Here is a 24,922-nt window from a genome sequence, read left to right as displayed (position 1 = left end):
CTTGAAAACCATTATTATTAGTTTATTTAAGTGTTGAGGTATTGCCTATATATAATTTATTGACTATGAACACTTTATTTTTTAATAAAGAGTAATTGTATTCTACAATTTTATTAATAAGATTTTATAAGTCAATATCCTGTTAAAAGTAGTTAATATCTTTATGTAATAAAGGAAAATCAAGATTTCTTCTCTGCTCCAAGTATAAGTCGGCAATTTCTTTAGCTAAAGAACGAATGCGAGCTATATAAAGAGTTCTTTCTGCTACTGAAATTACTCCTCTAGCATCTAATAGATTAAATGAATGAGAACACTTTAAAACATAGTCTAAACTAGGAGAAACTAATTTTTTAGAAATTAATCTTTCAGCCTCTTTTTCATATAAGTTGAATAATTGAAATAGTAAATCAGAATTAGATACCTCAAAGTTATATATGCACTGTTCTATTTCACTTTGTAGAAATATATCTCCATAGTTGATACTTTCATTCCATTGAATATCAGTAATTACCTCTACCTCCTGTAAATACATTGCTAATCTTTCTAAGCCATAAGTTATTTCTATAGGAGTTGGATAACAATCTTTTCCTCCACATTGTTGAAAGTAAGTAAATTGAGTAACCTCCATCCCATCAAGCCATACTTCCCAGCCCACGCCCCATGCACCTAAAGTAGGCGATTCCCAATTATCTTCTACAAAACGAATATCATGATCTTGAGGTTTAATACCTAATGCTTTAAGAGATTCCAAATAGACTTCTTGAATATTATCTAGAGACGGCTTAATTAACACCTGGTACTGAAAATAATATTGAAAACGGTTAGGATTTTTGCCGTAACGACCATCTGTTGGACGGCGACAAGGTTCCACATATGCTACTGACCAGGGTTCTGGACCAATAGCTCTAAGAAATGTACTAGGATTCATAGTTCCTGCACCTTTTTCAATATCATAAGGCTGTAAAATTAGACAACCATAGCTACTCCAAAAATTACTCAATTTTGTAATAATTTCCTGAAAATTAATTGACACTTTCTAATCTCTTCTCTCAAAAGTTTATAGATCTTATTATATCTACCATATTCTATAAAATAAAATTTATTCTAGTTTATATAGTATGTAAAACTAGTGAATAAAATTATAGAGTTTTTATTTAAGATAGTATTTTAGTTTTTACATAATGGATGAATAGTAACGATAAAGTCTTACAATAGATTATATTGCAACGAAACTTGAGCATAGACATAAATATTAGTATTTATTTCAAATTTTTATAAGCTTAGTTAATCAATAGTAGCCTTTTATTCTGATAAAAGAATATTATTCTAAATTAGGATTGTTGCATCTTTACTATCGTATGAATAACAATAAGTCCAAGCAATATTTATTAATACGATATTTTAATTATAATATTTTTTGGCCAGGTTAAAATATATTTTCTACATCTAAAAACTTTGTTTTGACTGATCTTATGAAAGGAAATTTTTCTAAATTTATATTTTTTTTTGTTACTCTAATTCTTTATAGTTACTTTATTTTAACTGCCGATGCTTATGCTCTCACTAAAAATCAAAAATTATTATTAGAATCTTGGGATTTACTGAACACATCTTATTTAGATGACACTTTTAATCATCAAAATTGGCATTTAGTAAGACAAGATTTATTAAAGTATTCTCTCAAGACACGAGAAGATACTTATAAGGCAATTGATGAAATGCTAATCACACTTGACGAACCTTTTACTCGTTTACTGAGGCCAGAACAATACCATAACCTACAAATTGAGACTTCAGGAGAATTATTAGGAGTAGGTTTACGAATTCAAGTTAATTCTAAAACTGGCGACTTAGAAGTTGTCTCTTCTCTTAAAAACTCTCCTGCATATTTTGCTGGTATTAGATCACATGATTTGGTTCTAGAAATTGACGGTATCAGTACTAATAGCTTAACCTTAGATCAAGCTGCTGAAAAAATGCGCGGACCAATTGGTACAGAAATTACTTTAACTATATTTTCTTCTCAAGATAAAAAAATATATCAAAATAAGATTATTCGTAAGCATATATCTTTAAGTCCTTTAATAGTCAATATAGAAAAAACTTTACCTAATTTATTTATTGGTTATATTCGTTTAGATAAATTTAGTGCAAATGCTGCTGAAGAAATGAAAAAGGCCATTGAGAAGCTTAGGAAAGAAGGTGCAAAATCTTATATTTTGGATTTAAGAGATAATCCCGGAGGACTTTTACAAGGCGGAATTGATATTGCTCGTCTATGGATGAATAAAGGGACGATAGTTTATACTATCAATCGTCAAGGTATTCAGGATAGTTTTAGTTCTTTTGGAACACCATTAACAAATGCTCCATTAGTTTTATTGGTTAACAAAGGTACTGCAAGTTCTAGTGAAATCCTGGCAGGAGCTTTACAAGATAGCAAAAGAGCAATATTGTTGGGTGAAAGAACTTTTGGGAAAGGTCTAATTCAATCTTTATTTGAATTGTCTGATAATTCTAGCTTAGCTATTACTGTAGCTAGATACGAAACTCCTAATCATAGAAATATTCATAAATTAGGTATTCAACCGGATAGATTTATTTCAGAAGGGCCACTTACTTATGATGAGATTGCAACAGTAAAAGACATACAGTATCAGGAAGCAATTAAATTTTTAAAAGAAAAAAATAGATTATTAGAAGATGGATAATTTATTTATTGAAATAACTCTAAGGTATATATCCCAAAAATTTTCCTGTTAACCTATTCAAGATATCAATTTACTAAAAAACTTTAATAGATTAATAGTTTTTATGTTCAATATAATTACTAAAAATATAAAAATTGATTTAGACTAACTTATCAATATTAATTTTTCTACATTATCAGAATAATTATATGAATCAAAAACGTCCTATTGCTATTGACTTATTCGCCGGTGTGGGAGGAATGACACTTGGTTTTGAACAAGCTGGATTTGATGTTTTAGGAGCTATAGAAATTGATCCAATTCACTGTGCTGTTCATCAATATAATTTTCCATTTTGGACAACTATATGTTCTGATGTTTCTATAATAAATGCTATGACAATTAAAAATTTATCTCATATTGGAGATAGGGATATTGATGTTGTTTTTGGCGGTCCACCTTGTCAAGGTTTTTCTTCGATAGGTAAACGAGATCCAAAAGATAGTCGTAATGATTTAGTTAAACATTTTATTCGCTTAGTTCTAGAATTACAGCCTAAGTACTTTGTAATTGAAAATGTTCCTGGTATGGCTACGAAAAATAATCAAATATTCTTAGAAGAAATATTTAATAAATTCAATGCCAATAATTATCAGATCCAAACAAATTATAGAATATTGAATTCTGCTAACTACGGAGTTCCACAAATAAGAAAAAGACTTTTTCTTCTAGGAGCAAAATCAAATTTACCTCTTCCTAAATATCCTCAATTTTTGACTAATTACGAAAGAAACGTAAATTTCACTATTCCTTTTACTCCAACAGTAAGTCAAGCTATCAGTAATTTACCTGAAGTTAACTATTATCCAGAGCTAAACTACAAGGATTGGATTAAAGTTAACTACTTTGAACATAATGATTATGTTCAAAGTATTCTTAACTCCAGTGATAATTTTTCTTATCAAAGAATATATGATAAGAATCTTTTAACTTCCAGTTTAAGAACAAAGCACACAAAAAAATTGATTGAAAGATTTCAAAAAACCCCTCAAGGTCAAAAGGAACCTATTAGCAGATTTTTCAAATTGCACCCAGAAGGTTTTTGTAATACTTTAAGAGCTGGAACACCTAGTAATAGAGGATCATACACATCTCCTCGACCTATTCATCCCTTTACTCCTAGATGTATTACTGTCAGAGAAGCTGCAAGATTGCATTCTTATCCTGATTGGTTTAGATTTCATGTGACTAAGTGGCATGGATTTCGACAAGTTGGTAATTCAGTACCCCCTTTATTAGCAAGAGCTATCGCCAAAGAAATTATTAAAGCTTTAGATATATTACCTATTAAACCAGTTGTTCGATACAGGTTAAAGGATGAAGAGAGATTAAGCTTTAATAATTCACAAGCAGCAAGTTATTACAATATAGATGCTAACGTAATTGGAAAAAGAATAAAGAAAAAACAAATTACTTAACGGGAATCATATATACAACCATGTATCTTCAAATCTTTATTCTATAGATTAATATAGACATTTCTCTTAAATCAGTAAACTATACTTATAGTATAGAAATATAAGTAAACATTCTGCTATCTAGAGTATTTATTATTAACATTTAGAACCGTTTTAGTTGTTTATATATGATTGGAAAATAATTTAATCTTACACTGAATATTTTCTAATTAAGAAATACTTAAAACTGAGTTATTTGTTTGAAAAATTTCATAGTTCATAATGAAGATTATCTAATAATTGTGATATACATATTTTTCATAATACATACTAGATTTATTTGAGCTAATTAATGAACCTAATAATAGTTGAATACTTTTTTTGGGATAATAAGTTATATTCGTACTACATATCAAAATATAGATAACTTTTTTAATAATTACAGAAATGTTTACTGGTTTGATTGAAAATCTTGGTATGATGGATTCTCTTGAATCTAATCGTTTTATTCTTACCGTTTTAAAACCCTCTACTACAAGTATTTTATCCACTTTATCAATAGGAGATAGCATAGCTGTAGATGGTGTATGTTTAACGGCAGAAAACTTAACAGAAGATGGTTTTATCGCCACTGTTTCTTCTGAAACTTTACAAAGAACTAATTTATCTCAAAAAGTAAAAACTACCAATTATGTTAATTTAGAGTCTTCATTATGTGTAGGGAGCAAATTAGGTGGTCACTTTGTTACTGGTCACGTAGACGGAATAGGCTCTTTAGTAAGTTGCACTCCCACTAATAAAGCTTGGGAACTAACTTTTGCAGCTCCGTATTCAAGAGTCCAAGAATGGTCTGATTTTATTCAACCATATTTGATTACAAAAGGAAGTATAGCTGTTAATGGTATCAGTTTGACTATAGCTGAATGTGATCTATCAGGAACTTGGTTTACAATTGCAGTAATACCTCATACCTATACACATACTAATCTCTGTTATCTAAAACCTGGTGATTTAGTAAATATTGAAGGAGATATTTTAGGCAAATATGTAGAGAAATTTATCAGTAAAACTTTAATATCTAAAAAATCTAACATTAATTCAGATATCAGTTCAGATTTTTTAGTAAAGCAAGGATATTTATGATTGACTGGAAATCAATCATAAAATACAAACTACTTTTTATTAAATACAACATTCTAAAAAACAAAATGGTTAATATTCGATATTAGTAAAATTGATTCAACTTTAGCTCTAATAGTTAGTATGACAAAGACCTTAAAAAATTAATTGAGATATGAAAGTACAATTTTTTTTCTATTTATAAGTATCTAAACTATATTCATACTTTAACTTGACACTTGTATTAAGAATTGTGTAGCGTTACTAGCATAAGAACTATTTATTAGCACTGCATGGTGCCTTAAAAAATAACTATGTTTAAAAAAGCTACAAATCAGATTTTTCTTAATCGAAAGCTTTCAATACTACAAGTAACTATGAGGTAGCATAAAAAATGTTAGTCACTTCTTTAATTACCTTAGGTATTGCTTCAATGTCTGCTTTTTTGAGTCTCAATCTAAAAGAAGATATAGTTAAAGTTTCTATGGGATGTCTTGCATTATTATCATTATTTATAACTCTCGTACTTGCTCCATGGATATTAAAGTTAAGTCTTGTTGCAGTACCTTTATATTTTGATAAATTTAAAAAAATACTATAGTTAGAAACCTTCTAAAAGCGATAAGAACAATTATGATCAATATCAAATTTTAATCTCTTCAATGCATCAGTTTCTCCATAAATATTTAAAGTAACACTTGGTTCCTCACCTACAGCTTCAACAGAATGAATGGCATCATTTGTAAAACTTACGATATCCCCAGGTTGAAAAACTTTTTCATAAGTTTTTCTAATTTTATGGGGATATTCTAGAGCTGGAAAAGGTTCCCATAAAATATTTTTTTGCATTCCTTGTAATGTTGCTACAATTGCCCAAGTTCCATGATTATGAATAAATGTACTACTACCAGGAAGCATAATTTCTCTCTGAAGAGTGTATGGATAACCTGGCTCATCATATAGTGCTGATATATTAGAGGTGGATAGATTATTGCTAATCCAAGGAGTATTAACTATTAACTTTCTGGTTAAATGTCTCAATCTTAAGAGATATTTCTCTTCAATTTCCTTTCCTCTATCAACGTCACTCATTATATTATCTAGCTCTATTAAAAACTGATATAGTCGATAAGGAGAAGACGGGTTTAATAAATCCCAATCTCGAGGTGAATTAAGCGATATTAACTTACCATTATTTTTTACTAACCAGTCTTGTCCTAACATATATGATAGTTACCTATGATTAACTCTTTTATTGTGAAAAGTTAAAGAAATTTAAAATACATAGAAATTTTTTTAAATTAACTGTTTAACAATCTAACTTTATATTATTAGTAATCTAAACAACTATATATTAAGATTAAACTGTTTTGTTAAAGTTAGATGGTGTACACTTATTAATTTTTAGAAATGTATTTTACAAGTTTATTTTAAAGCTTAATATAACTTAAGTAAACAATATCATTGTTATTTACTATTAATAAAAACTAATAAACCTCTTTCTGTTTTAAATTCCTTATCTTGTATATTGAAGATTTTAAGTAAAACTATATTTTGTAGTATAGTAGTTGAATCTATTTAGCCTCCATCCAATTAACTCCAGATTTTACTTCTACCAGCAAGGGAATAGTTAAATCCACAGATTTTTCCATAATTTGTTTTATCTTATTCTTTAATTCTTCTAGTTCTTCGAGAGGTATCTCGAATACTAACTCATCATGAACTTGTAATAGTAATTTAGCTTGATAATTTTTTAACAGTTTCTCTATTTTAATCATTGCAACTTTAATAATATCGGCACTTGAACCTTGTATTGGAGCATTAGCAGCAGCTCTCAATAGTTGAGAATCTTTATAACTATACTTTAGTTCCTCTAAATTGATTTTACTAGAGTCACATCCATATAAATTGCGCAAACTATCACTATAAAAGTTAAAATAACGTCTTCTTCCTAATATTGTTGTGACGTATCCCTTTGTGATAGCTTCTATTTTTACATTTTCAAGGAACTCAAATACTTTTGTATATCGTTCATGATACTTTTTAATAAAATCTTTTCCTTTAGCTATTGTTACGCCTGCTTCTCTTGCAAACCTTTGTGAACCCATTCCATAAATAACACCAAAATTAATAGTTTTTCCTAAATTTCTTTCCTCTGTCGTAATTTCTTTTTTATCGAATAATAACTGTGCTGTAACAGTATGAATATCTTGATAGTTGCAATAAGCGTTTACTAGTAAAGGTTCTTGACTTAAATAAGCTAAAATTCTTAATTCAATTTGTGAATAGTCTGCTGAAACTAATAACCATTCTTTAGGAGGAATAAAGGCTTTTCTAATCTTACGGGATAATTCAGTTCTAATAGGAATATTTTGTAAATTTGGATTGGAGGAAGATAATCTTCCCGTTGCAGTAATAGATTGATTGAAACTAGTATGTATTCGACATGTTTTCCTATCGACTAGTATTGGTAAAGTATCAATATAAGTTGATTGTAATTTAGATAAAGTCCTGTATTCTAAAAGATGATCAATAATTGAATGATCGCCTTTTAATTTTTCTAAAGTAGCATGATCAGTTGAATATCCAGTTATTATTTTTTTAGATTTTTTAGTACTTAGCTGTAACTTTTCAAATAAAATTTTACTTAACTGCTTAGGTGATCCTAAATTAAATTTTTCTTCAGCTTCTTCATAGATTTTCTCTTCAAGAGAAAACAAATTGCTTTTAATTTCTTTAGATAAATTTTTTAAATAATCTATATCAATAAGAATACCTTGGCTTTCCATTTTTGATAAAACTATTTCCAAAGATTGTTCTACTTTTGAAAATAACTGCTCTAAAGATGGAAATTTCTTGAGCTTTTCTTTTAATGGTTTTACTAGCAAAAAAGTGCTGTAAGCATCCATTCCACAATAATCAGCAACCTGTAGAATATCTAAATCAGCAATAGTTTGTTTTTTATTAATTCCCAATTCTGAATAGTCTTTAGAAACAATATTATTTAAATATTGTTTACATAAACTACTTAATTTATGACTATTATCAGGATTAATAACATAGCTAGCTAGCATAGTATCGAAAACAACTCCATCTAGATTAATACCTTGATTCTCTAAAACAAGACGATCAAACTTTGTATTTTGAAAAACTTTAGGATAAATGTTGCTTTCAAGAATTGGCCGCAATTTTTCTAAAATTTCTTTTTTACTTAATTGTTTACCTTCTTTATGTCCTATAGGAATATAGGCAATATCGTTTACTTCTTCTCCCCAACAGCATCCAATTCCTATTAATTCAGCCTTTTGGGGATTTAAGTCTGTTGTTTCTATATCCCAAGCAATTGGACAATTGTTATTTTGATAACTCAAAAGTATATTAACTAATTTATCCAACTGAAGTGTATTGCTGATAATTTGCGGCCTAATACATATCTCTTTACTATTTTTTTTAGGGTTATTACTATGATTTAGTACTTGATCTTTATTGATTAACTGGTCTGTTTTTTTTAATAGTTTCTGAGAAAATTTTCCACCTAATTTTTCCTGTAATTGATTAATATTTTCATTAAATGTTTTCAGTTCTAATTTTTCAAAAAGATTTTGTGCTGCACTTTGATCAAAACCTTTTAATTCAAATTCATCTATGTCGAAAACTAATGGGCAATTAATAATAATTTTGGCTAAATAACGAGAGCGATCTGCTTCTTTCTTACCTTCTTTGAGTTTCTTTTGGTTTGCGCCTTTAATATATTCAATATTGTGATAGATGCCTTCTAATGTTTTATATTGGGTTAAGAGCTTAACTGCTGTTTTTTCACCAATGCCTTTGACTCCAGGAATATTATCTGATTTATCGCCACATAATGCTTTATAGTCAATAACCTGATCCGATGTTATCCCTAGTCTTTCTATAACTGTTGTGGAGGTCATTTCTGTATATTTTCTTTCCGAGGAAGATTTAATCCTATTTCCTTCTAAGTAAAGAATACTTATATTTTTTGTATCATCAATTAGTTGAAAAAGATCCTTATCACCACTGAGGACTTTAACACGATAGCCTCTATTACTTGCTTCTACAGCTAGTGTACCTAATATATCATCTGCTTCATATCCGGGCATGGTAATCGTAACTATATCTAGTATTTCTAATATTTTTTGTAAATTTTTAATATCAATAATAAAATCTTCTGGAGTTTCTGGACGATTTGCCTTATATTCAGTATCGAATTTATGGCGAAATGTTTTTTCTTTACTATCAAATGCAATACCTATATATTTAGGTTTCTCTAATTTGATAACTTGCATTAATGAGTTTAAAAATCCAAAACAAATACTAGTTGGAATTCCTGTAGAAGTTTTGAGTAGACCTTTTCTAGAATTAGAAAAAGCATAATAAGCTCTAAATGCTAAAGAATGACCATCAATTAAAATTAAAAGAGGCAAATCTTGTTGATTTGTCATAATAGAATAGTTAGGATTTATATATCGGCTATTATAATCATAGTCTTTTCACATAGCTTGTTCTTAGCCTTTTATATTATTAAAGATTGCAGCAATTTAGCATTATTTTCCATTGATTGTTTTCTTATCTCTTACTGTTTTAAACCAGTTCTGTAATTGCTTTTGACATTCCTCCTTTAAAATACCGGAAAGTACAGGTAAACGATGGTTTGAAGCATCGCTATCAGGTAAATTCAGAATTGTACGGACAGTTCCTGCCTTAGGATCATCAATTCCATAAACTAGTAAACCTATTCGAGAATGTATGATAGCTCCAGTACACATCATACAAGGCTCTAGTGTGACGTAAAGTATACATTTATCTAAATAACAAGACTGTAATTTTTGACTGGCCTGGCGAATAGCAAGAATTTCTGCATGTCCTATGGGATCATTATTTTGTTTTTTACGGTTATATCCTTCGGCAATTAAGTTCCCATGATTGTCGGTAATTATGGCTCCTACAGGAACATCTTCTATATTTCCTGCTTTTTCAGCTAAGGTTAATGCTCTTCTCATCCATTGACGGTGAATTTCATAGTTATTTTCAAAATTGTTTTTCATTTTAGGTAGAGTTTATACTTTGCCAACAAACATGTGATTATAAAAAGCTTTTGTAAAATAAATAAGTTGTACATTATATTTTTATATTTATAATCTATACCTAATACTTTATAGGTTGCTACTCTAATATATTAGTATCATTTCCAACATTTTAATATTAAGATAGTCTTTCAACAAGAACTAAGACATTTCCTTGAGTGCTATAAAGATGGTAGCCTATAGGAGTGACGAAAATAACATTAAATATTTTCATTTAGTCATTTGTAAGCTAATTCCAAAAGAGGATGAATAAACATGGTAGCTACAAAAAAGCAATTAAAAGTTGGTAAGATTACACAAATTATTGGACCTGTAATTGATGCTGAATTTCCTAGCGGTAAATTACCTCGTATCTATAATTCATTGGTAATAGAAGGAAAAAATTCTGCTGGAGAGAATTTAAAAATTGTGTGCGAAGTGCAACAATTACTAGGAGACAACCAAGTTCGAGCCGTTTCTATGTCTGGTACCGATGGCTTGGTTAGAGGAATGAATATTACCGATACAGGTACCCCTATTAGTGTTCCTGTGGGAAAAGAAACACTAGGTCGTATCTTTAATGTTTTAGGTGAACCTGTAGACCAACGAGGTGAAGTTGGAAATAAAGAAGTATTCCCTATTCATCGTCCCGCTCCAAAGTTAACTGACTTAGAAACTAAACCTCAAGTTTTTGAAACTGGAATTAAAGTAATTGATTTATTAACTCCTTATCGCCAAGGGGGCAAAATTGGTTTGTTCGGTGGAGCAGGTGTCGGCAAAACCGTTATTATGATGGAATTAATTAACAATATTGCAACTCAACATGGTGGAGTATCAGTATTTGGAGGTGTTGGAGAACGTACACGTGAAGGAAATGATCTCTACAATGAGATGATGGAATCAGGTGTTATTAATTCTGAAAACTTAAACGATTCGAAAATTGCTCTCGTTTATGGACAAATGAATGAACCACCTGGAGCTAGAATGCGTGTAGGTTTATCTGCTTTAACCATGGCAGAATACTTCCGTGATGTTAATAAGCAAGATGTATTATTGTTTATCGATAATATTTTTCGTTTCGTTCAAGCAGGTGCAGAGGTATCAGCATTATTAGGAAGAATGCCTTCTGCAGTTGGTTATCAACCTACGCTAGGAACAGATGTTGGGGATCTACAAGAAAGGATTACTTCTACAAAAGAAGGTTCCATTACTTCTATTCAAGCTGTTTATGTTCCAGCAGATGATTTAACTGACCCTGCTCCTGCAACAACTTTTGCTCACTTAGATGGAACTACTGTATTATCACGTAACCTAGCATCTAAAGGTATCTACCCAGCAGTTGATCCATTGGATTCTACTAGTACAATGTTACAACCTAATATTGTGGGTGATGAACACTACAATACTGCTCGTTCTGTACAGGCTACTTTACAAAAGTATAAAGAATTACAAGATATTATTGCTATTCTCGGCCTAGATGAGTTATCCGAAGATGATCGCCGAACTGTAGATAGAGCAAGAAAAATGGAACGTTTCTTATCTCAACCTTTCTTCGTAGCAGAAGTTTTTACCGGTTCTCCTGGTAAATATGTATCTTTAAAAGATACTATTAAGGGTTTTCAAATGATTCTTGATGGAGAATTAGACAGTCTTCCCGAACAAGCATTTTACTTGGTAGGAAATATTGATGAAGCAAAAGAAAAAGCTGCGAAACTTAATGGATAATTAGTCAACTATTTTCTAATCTTCTGTTTCCTAAATTTGTATCAGGGTGAATATTTATTCGCCCTTCTAATAACTGATAATTAATAATTAACATGGTACTAACAGTTCGTGTAATCACCCCAGATAAGACCGTTTGGGACAACACTGTTCAAGAAGTTGTTCTACCAAGTACTTCAGGACAGCTAGGCATTTTAAGTGGACATGCGCCTCTCTTAACTGCTCTTGATACTGGAGTAATGCGTATTAGGACTGATAAAGAATGGCAAAACGTAGCAATAATGGGAGGCTTTGCAGAGGTAGAACAAGATGAAGTAAAAGTCTTAGTAAACTTTGCTGAAGTAGGAGAGACCATTGATAAAGAAGAAGCAAAACGAGAGTATAATACTGCTCAAGCTAAATTAGAGGAAGTAAACAAAGGAAACGAACATTTGGAAAAGATCAAAGCTTCCAATGCATTAAAACGTGCAAAAGCACGTTTTAATGCTTCTGGAGGAATATCTTAGCTCAGACTTTCTGTCTTTGTGTATGCATATATAACCCTTTGAGAATAGGAATTAAGAAGAGCTCCATTCTTAAAGGGTCACACTTGTATAAATATATATGAAAAGTTTTATTATAAAATGCTTTTGTTAAAGATATAAAAAAAGAAAAGGTCCAGAACGTCTTGCCATGTTTCGACTTCGGGGACCTTTTCAAGTCACTCTTACTCCTTACACACCTAGACATTATATCATCTTAATAGGAAAAAGTAACATTTAATGTGATATTTTTAAAACTATCATATTATAAAAACTGACTAAAAAAATAAAAAACCTCAGAAGCCCTCTAATATCGAGGCTTTGAGGATTTTTTAAAATTAATTCTAATTTCCATAAAACGATAGCTTATCATCGTAAATTAGAAAAGTTATAAGATTCTTGCAATTATTTTGAAGGCTAGATATTTAATAATTTTATTTTTTAGTTTTAAGTTCCTTATAATCGTATAATTCCAACAAAATCAAGGTTGCATTATTTTTTTGCTTGTTCTATTTCAGACTTTAGACAATTTAAAACTTTAACTAAAATAGATGCTGTATAGTCGCGAGTTGCTTTACTTTCTAAATTGGAGGCAACTTCTTTTTTGCTTAAAGTATTAGTCGTATTGCAGTACCCTGGTATTTGTTTAATGGTAGATTCAGTTGAATTATAAGAAACATCAGAAAAGGGAATAGGCTGATTAATACTTTGAATATTTCCCGAAATATTTAATTCTTTCTTTAGATGCATAACTATACGTTGCATAACATCAATTAATTCTGCACGATTAATAGATTTACTTTCTTGCAACGCATTGTTAGTATTTCCTATATTAAAAAAATTTGAATAGGCTTGCTTTATCTTATTTATATCTTGATGAGAACTTTTAAAATTTTCAGAGGATATAGTATTGACAACATTGACTGCCATGGAAAGCAATTGTCCTCGATTAATAGGTTGATCTGGGCGAAAAGTATCATCTTTAAATCCCGACATTAAACCTATGTTAACTGCCTTAGAAATCTCATTTTCATATTTATTACCGCTAATATCTGTTAAATTATGTTGAGAATTAGTGTTAACTATGGATGCAGTCGAAAAATCAGATGATACAGAAGTACTTTGTCTTTGTGCAATTGCCGTTTGAGAACCACTAAGATAAAAATGTCCTAGTACCTTATCTTTATAAGTTCGCTTGGTAAATTGCCAACCTGAATATAAATTGATTTTCATAAACCCAGAAGTTAATCCTTGAGTGCTACCTAAAACTATCTCACTATAATTACTATTTCTAGGGCTTCCCACTAGCTGTAATTCCCCGCCACGATTAACAATACGCAATAAATAATCTAATCCTAAGTCATTACCATCAAGACGTATCGAATAACCATTGCTATCTGTAGAGCGACGACAAATGCCAGTAAAATCAAAATTAATTAATAAAGGATCAACCACGACTGGGTTCCCCTCTTTTTCTTTCCAACAACTTCTTTTCCCCGGTATTTGTTCAATCACTAACAAATCATACTTTCCTCCACCATAAGGTCTGGCAACAGCAATAATTTTGTCTTGGTCAAGAGTAGTTTCGCTGAATGTATAGGCTTCAGCAAGAAAACTTGAAAAAATACAGTTACTAAAGGCAATAGTTACGATAGCAGTCAATCGCAGTGGTAAGGTAGATATATTCATGGTGTAAGCTATAAATTTATGTCTAAAGACTGGCAAGATAGAGCTATGATGTTGCACTATCAAATTCTTTAATCTTTAGAAGAGAGACAGATTATATTAAAATGGAGTTCCTTCTTTCTTATTAGTACTTTACACAGATATCGTAAAAATTAATATTTTAATGATTATTAGTCATATATGTGTCACAAAAAAGTAGTTTTTAAAGCTCATACACAATTCATAACAAGTCTATATTTAGAAAATGTACTATCCTAAATGTGATTATTCATTAATACGTTTATCCCAATCTCAATTAAATTTACTAGAAACTTGTCCTCCTCAGTTTAAAAAAATTTATATAGATCATTTAAATTCTCCCGTAAGCCTAGAATCACAAAAAAGTTTACATTGGGGAAATCAATTTCATCAATTAATGCAGCAACATTTTATGGGATTATCAATTGATTCTGCATTAGCTCAATACTCAAATTTAAATGAAATGATAAAAATTTTATTTAAGTCTATTGTTGAGAAACATATTCTAAACTCTGAATTCTGGACAGAAGCAGAGCATTATATAACTTTCAAAAAGAATAATTATCTATTAACGGCTATATATGATTTATTAGTCGTAGAAAGTAATCAAGTACAAATTTTAGACTGGAAAACATACTTAAAGCCTAATAACAAGAAACAATTAGAAAATGATTGGCAAACTAGACTCTACCTATATCTATTAGCAGAAACATCTACTTATTTGCCAGAAAGTATTTCAATGACATATTGGTTTATAAAAAATAAATATAAGCCTCAGTATTTAAGTTTTCAATATAGTCAAAGTCAACACCAGCAAACTAGCTTAGATTTAGAAAAAATGGTAAGTTATCTTAATTATAACTTATACGATATTAATCAAAGTAGTTATAGCTTTACTCATCATAAAAACTGTAAAGATAAATGTCCGTACCATAATTCTTTATGCTTAAATAGAGCCTGATAAAGAAATTCCATAATAGAGTATATAACTTTTAGGTTTTATGATTAACATATAAAGACTTATTATGGAAAACCTAATATTAGTTTCAAAAGTTTCTTTTAAAACTACAGATATGCATATAATGAGATTTTTCTCGATTGACTATAGAAAAAAGTAAAAAATTATTAGGTAAATTACAAAACTAGAGTATAAAATCATCATAAATATTAGTGTCACTGTAAATATTGTGATAGATTTTAGTTATTGCTTAATCAGAATTGATTAACTAAGCTATTTAGATATTATTAATATAAGTATAATTAATGAATGAGAAGATATAAAAATATATCCAATCTATAAATTATATGGTTAAGTATATCATTATCTTTTTAGTAATGTTATCTAGCTAAATTTTGCTAGTTTGATCTACATAATTTTGCTTAGATCACAAGAAAACAAAGAGAATTAAGAAATCTTAGAATATTTACTTCAAGATTCTTACTATTGACGATAGAATCTGTCGTTGTTTATAAAAATCAAGTCAACTATATAGTGAGTTAAATGTTATGCCTCTATCAATTCAATGCCAAAAAAGACCTCTAAATATTAAGCCTAATGCTCTTCGTCGTGAAGGACTACTTCCTACAACTTTGTATGGACATGATGGTACTGAATCAATGCAATTAGTTGTTGATAAGAAAGAAGCTGCATTAATGCTTAGAAGTGTAAAAGTTGACGAAACGATTATTGATGTCGATATTCCTGATCTTTCCTGGAAAGGTAAAGCTGTAATCAAAGAAATACAAGCTCATCCTTGGAAAAGAAGTCTTGTACATCTTAGCTTCTGTCATATTTCTCCAAATGAGTAATTATCTCAACAAAGGATTAGAGTCCAAATTAGATTAGACTCTAATTCTCTATAAGATGTATGATCAATACTAAAATATTTACTTTATTTGTTTTATGTTTTTAATTTAAAAATAAATTAAAAACATTTGATTTTTTGAGAGTTACTAGAATTAGTATCAACCTTAGTCTACTTTAATAAAATATTCTATCAAAATCATTTATTTATAGTATTGAGAAATAATCCAATATTTCATATCTTGAAATTGCGTGCTACTCAACTTGATAGCATAATCATTACGTCACAAATTTAATGTCTATAAATTTACTTTACATAAAAATTAACGAATATTTATTACAGTTTTTTACTAATTTGAATAATAAGGGATAACTCAATGATAGTATTTCCTAAAACACTTTTTTAAGAGGAACAAAGTACCATGGTAGAAAAGCTTAAAGGAAAACTTCCTATTTTCGGTGGCAGTACAGGTGGTTTACTCTCTAGTGCTTACCTTGAAGAAAAATACGCTATTACCTGGAGTAGTGGAACAGAACAGGTTTTTGAAATGCCTACTGGTGGAGCAGCAATTATGAATGTAGGAGCAAATCTTTTACATCTTGCAACAAAAGAACAATGCTTGGCTCTAGGAAAACAGTTGCAAACAAAATTTGAGCCTATAATCGAGAGTTATAAAGTTTATCGAGTCTATCCTAATGGTGATGCTCAGCTTCTTTACCCTATTGATGGAGTTGCTTCTGAAGTAGCAAAAGAAGGACGTAGTTACGCTGGTAAAATAGATAGAAAAATTGGAACTAATCCTGAACCTGTCACTTTAAAATTTTCAGGCAAAGTCCCTTATGAAGTTTAGATAGTCTAGTGACAAGGTATTGATTTAGAAAAATCAATACCTTGTCGACTATTCAGTTTTAGTTAAATAATCTTGTATCAGGATTAAAATAAGATTAAGCTATCCTCAACTAAGTACTTGTTTTAAAGTAATACTTTGTTTCGGATAGTTTTACTATATTAAAACTATATGAAAAAGTTCTTTATTCCTAAAAAATATTAGTAAAACTATATAGCTATTTTAGACTTGAATATAAATAGCAAACTTATTAAAATGAAACGTCAAGAGAAATATTCTTGTTTAATAACAAAAATACTTTTTTAGATCTTATGCCTTCTTCTTATATATACTTTGTTTAAAGATATACGTGACTTTTATAGATAATAATCATTATGTACATTAATTAATTATTATTCAAGATAGTAAAAGATATACTTCATACATAAGATATTTTTTAAAATGTTAGTTTTTGAGGTATTAAGTCATTCTTTATTAAATGCAAATATATGTATGTTGTAAGCTTTTAATTTTTCAGTTTTTTTTGAAAAATCTTTCTTTTAAATCTTAAGTAGGATATTATGAATTTTCTTGCAACTCTACTTTAATATTGAAGTTAAGCTTAATTATTTAAGTAAGATTATTACTAAGTGTATAGAAGTGGAACTTAAACAAGTTATTATTGCTCATAAAGCAGGAGATACTCATAGCAGAACTTGGGCCCAAACCTGCGCCAAGCAATTAGAAGCTCTTAAGTGTAAGGTTTTGATGGGCCCGAGTGGTTATAAAGATAATCCTTACCCAGTATTCCTTTCCTCTGTTTCGGAAAAAATTGACCTTGCTATTATATTAGGTGGAGATGGTACAGTTTTGGCTGCTGCAAGACAATTAGCTCCAGAAGGTATTCCTATATTAGCAATAAACATAGGTGGAAATTTAGGATTCTTAACTGAACCTTTTGAATTGTTTAAGAATACAGAGCAAGTTTGGCATCGTCTCCAAAATGATCGCTATGCAATGTTACAGCGCATGATGTTAGAAGCGCGAATTTTTAAAGGTGATCGTTATGCTCCTAAAATTAGTAGTGAGCGCTTTTACTGTCTTAATGAAATGTGTGTTAAACCTGCAAGTATCGATAGAATGCCTACTGCTATTCTAGAGCTAGAGGTAGATGGAGAAATTGTAGATCAATATCAAGGAGATGGTTTATTAGTAGCTACACCAACTGGATCTACATGTTATACAGCCTCAGCTAACGGGCCAATTATTCATCCTGGAATTGATGCTATTGCAGTTACTCCTATTTGTCCTTTGAGCTTATCGAGTCGTCCCATAATTATTCCTCCTGGTTCAGTAGTAGATATATGGCCTTTAGAAGATTATGAGTTACATACTAAATTATGGACTGATGCTTCTTTAGCTACTTCAATTTGGCCAGGGCAATGGATCTCAGTTAGGATGGCAAATTTCATGGCAAAATTCATTGTACTAAGAGAAAATTATTCTTTTTATCAAACTCTCAGAGATAAATTACAGTGGGCAGGTACAAGAATCCATTTCGACAATAATCATCGGGGTAATTAGAAAATTAAAATACTTTTTATCAATTAATTAGTTATTACTGTAGTCAAAATCATCAATTTCTAAAAAAATTATTGTAAATTAGAAAATTCCGATAAGATATCTTTAGCAATCATTACCTTAAAAAATTTATATAAATTTAAAAAATAAATCCTAGTAAATTATAGCTAGAAGCAAATATTGATTTCTATTTCTCGGTTTTATTACAAATAATAATAGAATATAGTTTGCATATAAAATATCTCTTAATCTTAACTTAATTAAATCAAGTTCTTTTTTTGTTTAACAAAGTAGATTACTTTAACCATTGATAGAATGGAATCAAATCTTTTTATCTAAAAATATTAATGTTCTTAAACCAAAAGTAATTATTTTTAATTTATTTAAATTTTTTAAAAATCAAACTTTTTATTAATATAAATTAGATAGCTAGGATGTTTGTATAGACTATTTATAAAATTCTACGAAAAACAAAACTTTGATCTATAATTACTTTACTATTTTATTAAAAAAAAACAAGAATTTATATTCTATGTCTAGAGAAAAATCTTCTTTAAATAAAATTAAAATTTGGATAATTTTAGGATTAATATGGCTGGGAAGTAATATTTTTGATCGTTTGTGGCTAATTTTAGATAAGTCTATACCTGCTTGGGATCAAAGTAATCATTTAAATAAATCTCTACAGTATTTTTATAGCTTAAATTCTTTAGAATTATTGAATCCAGAATGGTGGCACAACTTCTGGAAAATATCAACAAAATACCCTCCTTTAACATATATTATTGGTGCCTTTTTTCAAAAAATATTTGGTTTAGGAAACGATCAAGCTCTCTTATCCAATTTTCTATATAGCCTAATACTAATTATATCAATTTATAGTATTGGTAAAATATTATTTAGTACTAAAGTTGGACTTTGGAGCGCAAGTTTATCAGTTATCTTTCCACGTTTATATGAAAATCGTTTGCAATTTTTGATAGATACACCTTTAGTAACTTTTACAATAGCGTCTTTTTGTTGTTTAACTATATGGAAGTATGAAAGGAATAGATCAAAAAGATGGTTATGGTCATTTGTTTTTGGAATATTCATAGGCCTTGCTTTATTAACTAAACAAAGTACTATGTTCTTTCTCGCAGTACCTTTAATTTGGTTGGTGATTAGCTATTTGTGGAAACAAGAATGGGAAAGGATAATACAGTTAATCTTTAGTTTTTTGGTTTCTAGTCTTTTATGGTTACCTTGGTATAGTACAAATTGGATTTATTTATTTAGTACTATTCGTAACTCTAATGATATTCCTGCAACTTATGAAGGTGACCCACCACTAAATACTTTAAGTGCTTGGACTTTTTATTGGCATGATTTGCCTTCAGCAACAGGATTTATTCCGCTTGTAATTCCTTTAGTAGGACTACTTTTACATTTGTTAAGACGTTTCTCAAAACCTGAATATAGTATAGGAGATAAAAAAGATATAGAATCATTTCAATGGTTAGGAATTTATTTGATCGGTTCATATTTGATTTGTTCTGCCATCTTTAATAAAGACAGCAGATATATAATGCCTTATTTACCGGTTTTGGCAACATTATTAGGTTATTGCCTAAATTTATGGAAGGGAAAATGGAAATTTGTTAAATGGATCACCCTAATTCTAGCTATTTTTTCTATGACTATAAATTTATTCCCTATTCCTGGTATGCGGATATTATCATCTATCAATTCCAAAGCTCTATTTTATCCCTATTTAGGAAAAGAAATACCTATTGATACTGTTATAAAGACTGCTAAGCAAACTACACCATATAAAATTATTAATTTAGGTGTTATCGCTAATACTGATAGTATTAATCATAATAATGTTAATTATTACGGACAATTATTAGATTCTCAAGTTTATGGAAGAGAATTAGGAAATAAGACTACGTATCTTGAAGAAGATAAAAAATCTTTTGAATGGTTTGTTACTAAGACAGGAGATAATGGATTCGCTAGAGATTATCAATTAGATTTTGCTAACAAGTTAGATATTGACCCTCAGTTTAAGGTTATTGAAACTTGGAATATGCCTGATGAATCTTTAGTAAAATTGTATCATCGTCGAGAAGGATCCATCAGAGTCAATAAACTAAATCAGTCTATTGATAAAGTTATCTTAAACAAAATAGATATTCCTAATGTAGTTTCTTCACAATCTCCTATACCAGTCAAATATGAATGGTTGGGTAATTGGAAGGATTTACAACAAGGGCTAGTTTTATTGTCTTGGCACAATAAAAATTTAGACAGCAATAAAATAGCTTGGATTCACGATCATGGAATTGGACAAGGAATGTTATGGGATAATAATCAAGAGAATAGTGGATTTAAAATTATAGAAAACACAGCAATGCTTCCTATTAGACATGTAGAAAATGGAGAATATATTCTTAAGGGAATTTACTATAATCGTGTTACTCACGAAAGCTATCCAATAAATATTCCTGACATCACTTTAACTATTAACAATAGTTCTAATCCTATTCCTTCACCTGAATTAGATCTAAGTACTCAACTGAGACAGGCTTCTATTAACTTAGCTCAAGGAATATCTGGCTTAGATATAATTTTTAGTAAAGTGAGTCGTTTTAATCAATATGATCCTATTCAAGATTATTTAAAACAGACAGAAACTTCATTGCAATACCGGTTAGAGAAAAACATTGAGGATAATTCTTTAGAGTGGAATTATGCATTAGTATTATCTCAAGCTTTACAAGAGAACTCTGAAGAAACAATAAAGTCTTTAAAACAGTTAATTAAATTAGATCAAAATAACCCTTACCACTATGCTTATCTAGCTTTTGTTTATCTCTATGACTGGCAACCTCAAAAAGCAGAAATGGCTTTAAAGCTTGCTATTGAAAAAAATCCTGATTTAAAAGAATTTCAACTACTAAAAGGGATAAGTTTACTTATGCAAGGCAATATTATAAAAGGATGGAAAAATTTAAATCTCTTATAAAACCTTAACTTGTTCCAGATTTTTTTTGTTAGAGCTTCAATCCATATTTCTTTTGATAAAATTTTAATATCACTTGGGAAATGGGGTTTATAGTCAAAAAATAGATTGATCTCATTTAATATAACCTCCAAGCGTTCAATAATTTTTTTACCTCGATAATTTATTAATAACTGAGATGAATCATTTATTATGTTTGGAGTGGGACTATTAATAGTTTTAAGAATACGTTGTATATCATAACCTGTAGAATAGATTGCTATTTTTTGACAATTAAATTCTGGATCCAAATAATCCGACAGTCCCCCGTTTAAACTTGAAAAAATTTGGCAACCACAAGCTATAGCTTCCATAGGCTGTAAACCAAAACCTTCACTCACCCTGTGTTGTGCCCAATATTCTGCAGAATCATAAAGATAAACCTTTGAATGATTAAAAAGTTTTGTAATATCTTCAACAAAAGTGGATATCAAAACTACTCTGCATTTACTTTGTAATTGAGGAACTAGTTGTTCTAATAAATATCGAGATGATTTTCTTTTTTGTACTAAAACGTCAATATCTCTCGTTAAATTTAAGTTACGAAATTCATCTGAAATTTGATTTGGTAAGTAATAAATTGGAGAATGAGGCGCTTTTTGCCCCCAATATCCCATTGTATTACGACTAACAGTTATGATGGGAATATATGAAGGGATGTTAAATCTATAGCCGCTACTATGCGCATGATACACTACATTGCATCCCTTCAATTTCTTAATTAAGTTGGGGATATCAAATCCCCAACTAATTATAAAGATAATGTTCTTAACATCTTGTTTTAAGATGTCATCTAAAAACAAGTTACCTATTTCTCTTTGTCTATAGGTAACTAATTCTGAATGGCAAATTTCCTTTGCTAAGTTTAAAATTTTTAATTCTGCAAAAAGACCACCGCAAAAAAAACTTTTATCTGTTCCAGGTACCAGGAAATATAATTTTCTCATCCTATATTGATTCTACCTAAATATACTATCGTTACTAAACATCTTAATTTCTTCCTGGTATTTTTGTAATATATAAAATTGTAGAACTTTATTTATTGATACTGAATAGTACTAAACATCCACATGAAGTTAAATAACAAGATCATTATTAAACAATTAAGTTTCACTAGTAAATATATTGATTAACGAAAATTTAATATATTTATTCAACATTTAATGTTATGGGTTATAGATATAGTAAAACTAATATTATATTAACGATATTAAGTTTTCATTATCTTTAGCATCTAAAATATATGTAATAATAAGAAAAAGTATAAGTAAATATAAATACTTAATAATGAATAGTTACTTTTCAAGGCTATTATCGATAAATAATTTTGGTTCTAGCTGTTTTGTAAACTTGCTTTTACTAATTCTTCTGCTAGGTTTAGTAGGCTTAAGTTGGATAGTTAATGGGTTGTTGGTCATATTAGGCGTTATAACAATAATTCCAGTAATTATCTTACTAATATTTAAATGGTGGTTAAAACATAATTTAGTTTATGGTAATTGTCCTGTATGCAATAGTAAACTAACAGGCTTCAAAAATATGAAATCTTATTGTCTTAATTGCGGAGAAACTTTAGAAAGTCAAAACGATGAGTTCCATCGTAATATACCAGTTAGTACTGTCGATGTTGAGATAGTTGATTCATACGATAACCAGACGGATGAATCAAGTTAAATCTAATTGCTAATGTTTTATATATAAAATATTCTGAGATTATCACAATACTTAGCTTAAATTTATGGTTTCATATTTGTCACATATAAAGATATTTACTATTAATTAGGTTGTAATTATATTTTTTTCCTCGTTTTCTTTTCCCAACTATTAAATAATCTAAAGTTCTACCAAGATTTGCATCGGTAAATTCAATCACTGCGGTAAACTAACTCTTGAAGCCTTATTGTTTTTAAGAACAGAGCACTCGGTTAAGGAGCCAAAATTAATGTCACATAAAGTTAAAATCTACGATACCTGTGTTGGTTGTACTCAGTGCGTTCGCGCCTGTCCTCTAGATGTTTTAGAGATGGTTCCATGGGATGGTTGTAAAGCAGGCGAAATTGCTGCTTCTCCTCGTACAGAAGATTGTGTAGGTTGTAAGCGTTGTGAAACAGCGTGCCCTACTGATTTCTTAAGTATTCGTGTTTACCTTGGAGCTGAGACAAGTCGGAGTATGGGTTTAGCTTACTAAATAATTGTGATCTAATACACTATTATTAAAACGATTTTAACTTATTGTTATAATCGATATTACTCGGGGGTCTAAGGATCCCTCTTTTTTATTTAGAACGTTTAAATAATCTGAATATTTTTTTATCTAAACTTGCATAAATTAGATTTGACTTTATGGAAAAAAATTGGCCGACACAAATTGAAGTAAATATTGTGTCTTACTATTTATGACGTGAATAATCATCTTGAAAACGAACAATATCATCTTCTCCTAAATATTCACCATTTTGAACTTCAATTAAAATTAATTTGATGACTCCCGGATTCTCTAAGCGATGAGATGTACACTGAGGCACATAAGTAGATTCATTGGCTCCTAAAATTTTCTCGCTATCTCCGCAAGTTACCTTAGCTGTCCCAGAAACAACTATCCAGTGTTCACTACGATGATAATGCATCTGTAAACTAAGTCTATGTCCTGGGTTGACTTCTATTCTCTTAATCTTGTAACCTGGACCTTCTTCTAAAGTTGTAAATGATCCCCAAGGACGTTTTTCTGTTAATAAATTTTCTGTATTGGTTCCAGAAAAAGGAATTACAACAGTATTATTTATCTTATTTTCTTTAATTTGAACCATAATATTATTTCCCAAGCAATATAAGAATTAGATTTTGTAAAGCATTTAACTATGGCCACAAGATAACATAAATCATTTAAGATCGCTTTAGTACATATGAAAAAATTTACAGTATTTATATAAAAAACATTCAAATTGATAACTACAACCTAAAATTATATAACTCCGATTTCAAAGCTTAGACGGTAAGATTAATATTTTTTTTATTTAACTCAGTTTCTGAACATAGTATTTACCTTCTTTGATTAATAAATAATCTTAAATAACAACACAACTCTTAAATCTTATTTCTCATTTTCAATATGAATATATATTCCGTTATAATCGAGAATTAATTTGTCTTTATCTTTGATAATTGACTTAATATTAATAAAATATTTATTAATATTAAAGACCTAAGAGTTTGGATAATACTACTATACAATTTCATTTGCAGTATAAGTATTTTTTCTGTGCACATTTATATTCTCGGTCAGAATTTTATCTGTTGTTGTGTGTAATGGGCAATATGGAGAATAATATAGCTAAAAGTTTGTCAATCCCAAAAAGGAATGTTACAT

The 24,922-nt window shown here is 29.4% G+C and carries 20 protein-coding genes; 13 read left to right on the top strand and 7 right to left on the bottom strand.

All coding sequences use genetic code 11. The annotated features are described in order from the left end of the window. Positions 1 to 142 precede the first annotated feature (142 nt). Positions 143 to 1,033 carry a glycine--tRNA ligase subunit alpha gene (gene glyQ / locus LPC16_RS02835; RefSeq protein ID WP_040054991.1) on the bottom strand — a complete coding sequence of 297 codons (891 nt, stop codon included), beginning with the start codon at positions 1,031 to 1,033 and terminating at the stop codon, positions 143 to 145. A gap of 439 nt (positions 1,034 to 1,472) precedes the next feature. Between glyQ and LPC16_RS02830 the strand changes: the two genes are divergently transcribed. The 4 genes from LPC16_RS02830 to LPC16_RS02815 all read left to right on the top strand — a co-directional run bounded on the left by LPC16_RS02830 (position 1,473) and on the right by LPC16_RS02815 (position 5,867). Beyond that, on the top strand, positions 1,473 to 2,711 hold the full coding sequence (locus tag LPC16_RS02830; protein ID WP_229637646.1) for a S41 family peptidase: 1,239 nt from the start codon (positions 1,473 to 1,475) through the stop codon (positions 2,709 to 2,711). Between the two features lie 188 nt (positions 2,712 to 2,899). After that, complete coding sequence (locus LPC16_RS02825) at positions 2,900 to 4,168, top strand: DNA cytosine methyltransferase (protein WP_229637645.1); 1,269 nt, start codon at positions 2,900 to 2,902, stop codon at positions 4,166 to 4,168. 426 nt (positions 4,169 to 4,594) lie between these two features. Next, positions 4,595 to 5,290 carry a riboflavin synthase gene (gene ribE, locus LPC16_RS02820; RefSeq protein ID WP_229637644.1) on the top strand — a complete coding sequence of 232 codons (696 nt, stop codon included), beginning with the start codon at positions 4,595 to 4,597 and terminating at the stop codon, positions 5,288 to 5,290. A 370-nt stretch (positions 5,291 to 5,660) separates the two neighbouring features. Next, positions 5,661 to 5,867, top strand: coding sequence for a hypothetical protein (locus LPC16_RS02815; protein ID WP_040054995.1), 207 nt, complete (start codon positions 5,661 to 5,663; stop codon positions 5,865 to 5,867). 11 nt (positions 5,868 to 5,878) lie between these two features. On the opposite strand, the gene LPC16_RS02810 is transcribed toward LPC16_RS02815, so the two are convergent. The 3 genes from LPC16_RS02810 to tadA form a co-directional block, all read right to left on the bottom strand. Beyond that, positions 5,879 to 6,490, bottom strand: a complete 612-nt coding sequence (locus tag LPC16_RS02810; RefSeq protein WP_229637643.1) for a cysteine dioxygenase family protein — start codon at positions 6,488 to 6,490, stop codon at positions 5,879 to 5,881. A gap of 350 nt (positions 6,491 to 6,840) precedes the next feature. After that, positions 6,841 to 9,729, bottom strand: a complete 2,889-nt coding sequence (gene polA / locus LPC16_RS02805; protein ID WP_229637642.1) for a DNA polymerase I — start codon at positions 9,727 to 9,729, stop codon at positions 6,841 to 6,843. A 102-nt stretch (positions 9,730 to 9,831) separates the two neighbouring features. After that, positions 9,832 to 10,332 (bottom strand): tRNA adenosine(34) deaminase TadA, encoded by a 501-nt coding sequence (gene tadA / locus LPC16_RS02800; RefSeq protein ID WP_229637641.1) that lies wholly within the window; start codon positions 10,330 to 10,332, stop codon positions 9,832 to 9,834. A gap of 294 nt (positions 10,333 to 10,626) precedes the next feature. Between tadA and atpD the strand changes: the two genes are divergently transcribed. Both atpD and atpC read left to right on the top strand, forming a co-directional pair. Further along, a complete protein-coding gene (gene atpD, locus LPC16_RS02795) occupies positions 10,627 to 12,075 on the top strand; it encodes a F0F1 ATP synthase subunit beta (RefSeq protein ID WP_229637640.1) in 1,449 nt (482 codons plus the stop codon). A gap of 92 nt (positions 12,076 to 12,167) precedes the next feature. Beyond that, positions 12,168 to 12,578 carry an ATP synthase F1 subunit epsilon gene (gene atpC, locus LPC16_RS02790; protein WP_040055241.1) on the top strand — a complete coding sequence of 137 codons (411 nt, stop codon included), beginning with the start codon at positions 12,168 to 12,170 and terminating at the stop codon, positions 12,576 to 12,578. Positions 12,579 to 13,085: 507 nt separating this feature from the next. Here atpC and LPC16_RS02785 read toward each other — a convergent pair. Beyond that, positions 13,086 to 14,282 carry a DUF3747 domain-containing protein gene (locus tag LPC16_RS02785; protein ID WP_229637639.1) on the bottom strand — a complete coding sequence of 399 codons (1,197 nt, stop codon included), beginning with the start codon at positions 14,280 to 14,282 and terminating at the stop codon, positions 13,086 to 13,088. A gap of 241 nt (positions 14,283 to 14,523) precedes the next feature. Between LPC16_RS02785 and LPC16_RS02780 the strand changes: the two genes are divergently transcribed. From LPC16_RS02780 to LPC16_RS02760, 5 genes are all read left to right on the top strand, one after another. Beyond that, positions 14,524 to 15,258 (top strand): PD-(D/E)XK nuclease family protein, encoded by a 735-nt coding sequence (locus LPC16_RS02780; RefSeq protein ID WP_229637638.1) that lies wholly within the window; start codon positions 14,524 to 14,526, stop codon positions 15,256 to 15,258. Between the two features lie 545 nt (positions 15,259 to 15,803). Beyond that, complete coding sequence (gene rplY / locus LPC16_RS02775; RefSeq protein WP_040054752.1) at positions 15,804 to 16,106, top strand: 50S ribosomal protein L25; 303 nt, start codon at positions 15,804 to 15,806, stop codon at positions 16,104 to 16,106. Between the two features lie 417 nt (positions 16,107 to 16,523). Next, positions 16,524 to 16,952, top strand: coding sequence for a photosystem I reaction center subunit II PsaD (locus tag LPC16_RS02770; protein ID WP_040054753.1), 429 nt, complete (start codon positions 16,524 to 16,526; stop codon positions 16,950 to 16,952). A gap of 636 nt (positions 16,953 to 17,588) precedes the next feature. After that, complete coding sequence (locus LPC16_RS02765; protein ID WP_040054800.1) at positions 17,589 to 18,512, top strand: NAD(+) kinase; 924 nt, start codon at positions 17,589 to 17,591, stop codon at positions 18,510 to 18,512. A gap of 529 nt (positions 18,513 to 19,041) precedes the next feature. Beyond that, positions 19,042 to 21,519 (top strand): phospholipid carrier-dependent glycosyltransferase, encoded by a 2,478-nt coding sequence (locus LPC16_RS02760; protein ID WP_229637637.1) that lies wholly within the window; start codon positions 19,042 to 19,044, stop codon positions 21,517 to 21,519. Here the strand turns inward: LPC16_RS02760 and LPC16_RS02755 are convergent. After that, on the bottom strand, positions 21,444 to 22,502 hold the full coding sequence (locus LPC16_RS02755; protein WP_229637636.1) for a glycosyltransferase: 1,059 nt from the start codon (positions 22,500 to 22,502) through the stop codon (positions 21,444 to 21,446). The genes LPC16_RS02760 and LPC16_RS02755 overlap by 76 nt on opposite strands. Positions 22,503 to 22,842: 340 nt before the next feature. On the opposite strand from LPC16_RS02755, the gene LPC16_RS02750 reads away from it, so the two are divergent. Together LPC16_RS02750 and psaC are read left to right on the top strand one after the other, a co-directional pair. Beyond that, a complete protein-coding gene (locus LPC16_RS02750) occupies positions 22,843 to 23,229 on the top strand; it encodes a hypothetical protein (RefSeq protein WP_229637635.1) in 387 nt (128 codons plus the stop codon). Between the two features lie 268 nt (positions 23,230 to 23,497). After that, positions 23,498 to 23,743: a photosystem I iron-sulfur center protein PsaC gene (gene psaC / locus LPC16_RS02745; protein WP_040054756.1), complete on the top strand. Its 246-nt coding sequence runs from the start codon at positions 23,498 to 23,500 to the stop codon at positions 23,741 to 23,743. 202 nt (positions 23,744 to 23,945) lie between these two features. On the opposite strand, the gene LPC16_RS02740 is transcribed toward psaC, so the two are convergent. Further along, the gene (locus LPC16_RS02740) at positions 23,946 to 24,362 is read right to left on the bottom strand and encodes a phosphomannose isomerase type II C-terminal cupin domain (protein ID WP_229637634.1); all 417 of its coding nucleotides are present in this window, start codon (positions 24,360 to 24,362) and stop codon (positions 23,946 to 23,948) included. Between the last annotated feature and the right edge of the window lie 560 nt (positions 24,363 to 24,922).

Origin of the sequence: cyanobacterium endosymbiont of Braarudosphaera bigelowii, assembly GCF_020885515.1 — a bacterium.
GTDB lineage: Bacteria > Cyanobacteriota > Cyanobacteriia > Cyanobacteriales > Microcystaceae > Atelocyanobacterium > Atelocyanobacterium thalassa_A.
This window is presented reverse-complemented; position numbering and strand designations above follow the sequence as displayed.

Bases quoted from the DNA above. Each gene is read 5' to 3' on its own strand.
- LPC16_RS02825 (WP_229637645.1), top strand. From the start codon at position 2,900: ATGAATCAAAAACGTCCTATTGCTATTGACTTATTCGCCGGTGTGGGA.
- atpD (WP_229637640.1), top strand. From the start codon at position 10,627: ATGGTAGCTACAAAAAAGCAATTAAAAGTTGGTAAGATTACACAAATT.
- LPC16_RS02815 (WP_040054995.1), top strand. From the start codon at position 5,661: ATGTTAGTCACTTCTTTAATTACCTTAGGTATTGCTTCAATGTCTGCT.
- LPC16_RS02810 (WP_229637643.1), bottom strand. From the start codon at position 6,490: ATGTTAGGACAAGACTGGTTAGTAAAAAATAATGGTAAGTTAATATCG.
- LPC16_RS02780 (WP_229637638.1), top strand. From the start codon at position 14,524: ATGTACTATCCTAAATGTGATTATTCATTAATACGTTTATCCCAATCT.
- rplY (WP_040054752.1), top strand. From the start codon at position 15,804: ATGCCTCTATCAATTCAATGCCAAAAAAGACCTCTAAATATTAAGCCT.
- LPC16_RS02755 (WP_229637636.1), bottom strand. From the start codon at position 22,502: ATGAGAAAATTATATTTCCTGGTACCTGGAACAGATAAAAGTTTTTTT.
- LPC16_RS02770 (WP_040054753.1), top strand. From the start codon at position 16,524: ATGGTAGAAAAGCTTAAAGGAAAACTTCCTATTTTCGGTGGCAGTACA.
- tadA (WP_229637641.1), bottom strand. From the start codon at position 10,332: ATGAAAAACAATTTTGAAAATAACTATGAAATTCACCGTCAATGGATG.
- LPC16_RS02785 (WP_229637639.1), bottom strand. From the start codon at position 14,282: ATGAATATATCTACCTTACCACTGCGATTGACTGCTATCGTAACTATT.
- LPC16_RS02830 (WP_229637646.1), top strand. From the start codon at position 1,473: ATGAAAGGAAATTTTTCTAAATTTATATTTTTTTTTGTTACTCTAATT.
- LPC16_RS02760 (WP_229637637.1), top strand. From the start codon at position 19,042: ATGTCTAGAGAAAAATCTTCTTTAAATAAAATTAAAATTTGGATAATT.
- polA (WP_229637642.1), bottom strand. From the start codon at position 9,729: ATGACAAATCAACAAGATTTGCCTCTTTTAATTTTAATTGATGGTCAT.
- ribE (WP_229637644.1), top strand. From the start codon at position 4,595: ATGTTTACTGGTTTGATTGAAAATCTTGGTATGATGGATTCTCTTGAA.
- LPC16_RS02740 (WP_229637634.1), bottom strand. From the start codon at position 24,362: ATGGTTCAAATTAAAGAAAATAAGATAAATAATACTGTTGTAATTCCT.
- LPC16_RS02750 (WP_229637635.1), top strand. From the start codon at position 22,843: ATGAATAGTTACTTTTCAAGGCTATTATCGATAAATAATTTTGGTTCT.
- psaC (WP_040054756.1), top strand. From the start codon at position 23,498: ATGTCACATAAAGTTAAAATCTACGATACCTGTGTTGGTTGTACTCAG.
- atpC (WP_040055241.1), top strand. From the start codon at position 12,168: ATGGTACTAACAGTTCGTGTAATCACCCCAGATAAGACCGTTTGGGAC.